The organism is Okeania sp. SIO2F4 (assembly GCF_010672385.1).
Lineage (GTDB): Bacteria > Cyanobacteriota > Cyanobacteriia > Cyanobacteriales > Microcoleaceae > Trichodesmium.
Map to the genome: position 1 here is coordinate 1 of NZ_JAAHGT010001091.1, position 2,931 is coordinate 2,931.

2 protein-coding genes are annotated in these 2,931 nt (G+C 37.1%); both read left to right on the forward strand.

Going from position 1 to position 2,931, the window contains the following annotated elements; all coding sequences use genetic code 11:
- The coding region (locus F6K22_RS37420; protein WP_293109848.1) for a hydantoinase B/oxoprolinase family protein at nucleotides 1–1,403 on the forward strand (1,403 nt) is incomplete at its 5' end.
- A gap of 514 nt (nucleotides 1,404–1,917) precedes the next feature.
- Nucleotides 1,918–2,463 carry a DNA-binding protein gene (locus tag F6K22_RS37425; protein WP_293109850.1) on the forward strand — a complete coding sequence of 182 codons (546 nt, stop codon included), beginning with the start codon at nucleotides 1,918–1,920 and terminating at the stop codon, nucleotides 2,461–2,463.
- Nucleotides 2,464–2,931: the final 468 nt, after the last annotated feature.

Here is a 2,931-nt window from a genome sequence, read left to right on the forward strand (position 1 = left end):
CGATTTCCCAGAATCAGACAAATATTTTTCCTGAAAATAATTCCACTGATGAAATTTTCTCAGATACAAATATTGGTTTAGACGATAAATTTATTACTCAAAAGTGGAAGTCGGCAAACCTTCCTAGTAATGAAAATTCGATTTCACAGAATCAGACAAATATTCCCCCAACTTCCCCTCAAAACAAAGAAAAAATAGAAACTCCCATATTTTATGTTGCCTCCCGCGGACATCATGCAGATATTGGCGGAATTACTCCAGGTTCCATGCCTCCCCACAGTAAAACAGTCCAAGAAGAAGGAATATTAATCGATAATTTTCAACTCGTCAAAAACGGAAAATTCCAAGAAACAGAACTATTAGAAATCCTCACATCCGGCAAATATCCTGCCAGAAACACCAACCAAAATATCGCCGACTTACAAGCACAAGTAGCTGCAAATGAAAAAGGTGTACAAGAACTGCAAAAAATGACAGAAAATTATGGCTTAGAAATCGTACAAGCTTACATGAAATTTGTTCAAGATAACGCCGAAAACTCAGTACGGCAAGCCATCAAAAAATTATCTTCATCACTCACCAATAAAACTGCCACCTCTATCCTAGATGACGGTAATAAAATATCAATTTCTGTCAGTATCGACAAAAAAAATCTCAATGCAAAAATAGACTTCACAGGTACATCTCCCCAACTTTCCAACAATTTCAACGCACCAACCGCAGTTTGTAAAGCAGCAGTATTATATGTCTTTCGTACCCTAGTTGATGATGATATACCTCTCAATGCAGGTTGTCTCAAACCATTAGAAATAATTATTCCTCGAGGTAGTATGTTAGAGCCAAAATATCCAGCAGCAGTAGTAGCAGGAAATGTAGAAACTTCTCAAACAATTGCTGATACTTTATACAATGCTTTAGGAATAATGGCATCATCTCAAGGAACTATGAATAATTTTACTTTTGGTAATAGTAAATATCAATATTATGAAACTATTTGTGGAGGTTCCGGTGCAGGTATTAACTTTCATGGCACCGACGCAGTACATACTCACATGACCAACTCCCTGTTAACCGACCCCGAAGTTTTAGAATGGCGCTTTCCAATATTGCTGGAAAGTTTTGCTATACGTTCTGGGAGTCGAGGGGAAGGTTTATATAAAGGTGGTGATGGAGTAATTCGGCGAATGCGTTTTTTGGAAGAGATGAGTGCCGGAATATTATCGGGTCGTCGCGTCGTTTCTCCCCCTGGTTTGAATGGTGGGGGTCATGGTTTAGTAGGAAAAAATTATGTGGAACGGAATGATGGGAAAGTTGAGGAGTTAGGAAGTATTGCTACTGTGGAGATGAATGTGGGTGATGTATTTGTGATTGAAACTCCTGGTGGTGGGGGTGCGGGAAAGTAGAAAGTAAGTGCGTTTTTGCTGTGAGACATTAAACGCACCTTATTATTACATTTACTACCTTATTATTTTTGCCTAGAGCTATAGATCCATAACTCTGGCAATTAATTCTATTTGCGCTTTAACATCATCTTGATAAAACAGCCTATAATTACCATCAAAATTTCTTAAATGCCAACTATTTATGATATGAGATGTATAACTTTAGCGAATCTTTAAAATTAACAGAAAAATTCAAAGGAGGAATATTTTTTTATGACCAAAGTCACATATAGCGTTTATCCGGCACGCCCCTGTAGAGTTGTCTTTTTCTTCCCAAAAACCTAGAATTTTTTACCTCATGCTTTTTGGGAATTGCTATATCAGCGATCGCCTTTTTGATAAATTGGCCATTACATTAGAGATAACTGCTTAGTTATTTTTGCTTATTGACTGATTTGCTAAATTTAAGTTAATTTGAATTTTATTCAGACAATCAATATAATTTTGAGAAAATTAAAACTAAGACGTTATAGTTATGAGTGTACAGTATGCAAGTACAACAGAAGCAGCTTTTTTATTAAATATTTCCACAGGTAGATTACGAACACTACTGAATCAAGGTCGTGTTCGAGACGCTTGTAAAGTCAAAAGACTTTGGCAGATTCCATTAAACAAACGGGGAATGCCAGAGATTACACCAGGTCGCCGTGGTCCTGAAGGTACTTGGAACAAAAATAAACGCACAGGCAATACCTTTATTCATGTTCTGCGAAAGACCATTGACTATAACCGAGACAATGGAACTTCTCATCCAGCAGTTGCCGTGAAAGTAGGAGATAAAAAAGATTATTGCCACGCTCTGAAAATTAACGGACCTTGCCAAATCGTTTATCAACCTCATCAACCCAATAAAAGTCAAGCAGGAGGAGCACGGCTGTGGATAGAAGTAGAACCACAACATATACTGAAGCGAGTATACTTCAGTGATGGAGATTATGGTCCGCCACCGGAAGTAGTTGAGCAGCGGGCAAAAAGTCAAAAGAAAAAGTCAAAAAAGAAAGGAAACAACAGAAGCACTTAAATAAATAGTTAGCCTCGAAAACAGCATTTCGTCAGCATAATAATTAGGGTTTGCTCTCCAAAGTCTTTTTGTTGTGGTAGTAGTCAGTAGTCAGTAGCTCACGGGGTGACAAGGTAGCTGAAAGCTATATATAGAGGTGGACTTATTAAATAAGCTGAAGAATAGTTCAACTAAAATCCCACTATTATTGAGAATAGATGGGGGTGTGGTGCGTTCGCGGAGCGTTGCGGAGCGCAGTATCGCGCCACACAGTAGCTTGATTATTTATTCAAATAACTGGCAAAACAGTTAAAAATCCGATCAAAAAGGGTTGGTAATTACAAATAAAAATTAATAAAAGAGAATATATTAGGCTTTGATCAAAACCAGATCGAACAAAAGTTGAGTCCATCTCAAATAATAACATTACAAATATTATTATACTTAACATCAGTACATAAAACCGTACAAATATCAAAATTAAGTACT

What these genes read in the sequence shown, in the direction of transcription:
- F6K22_RS37425 (WP_293109850.1), top strand. Translation starts at nt 1,918, where the DNA reads ATGAGTGTACAGTATGCAAGTACAACAGAAGCAGCTTTTTTATTAAAT.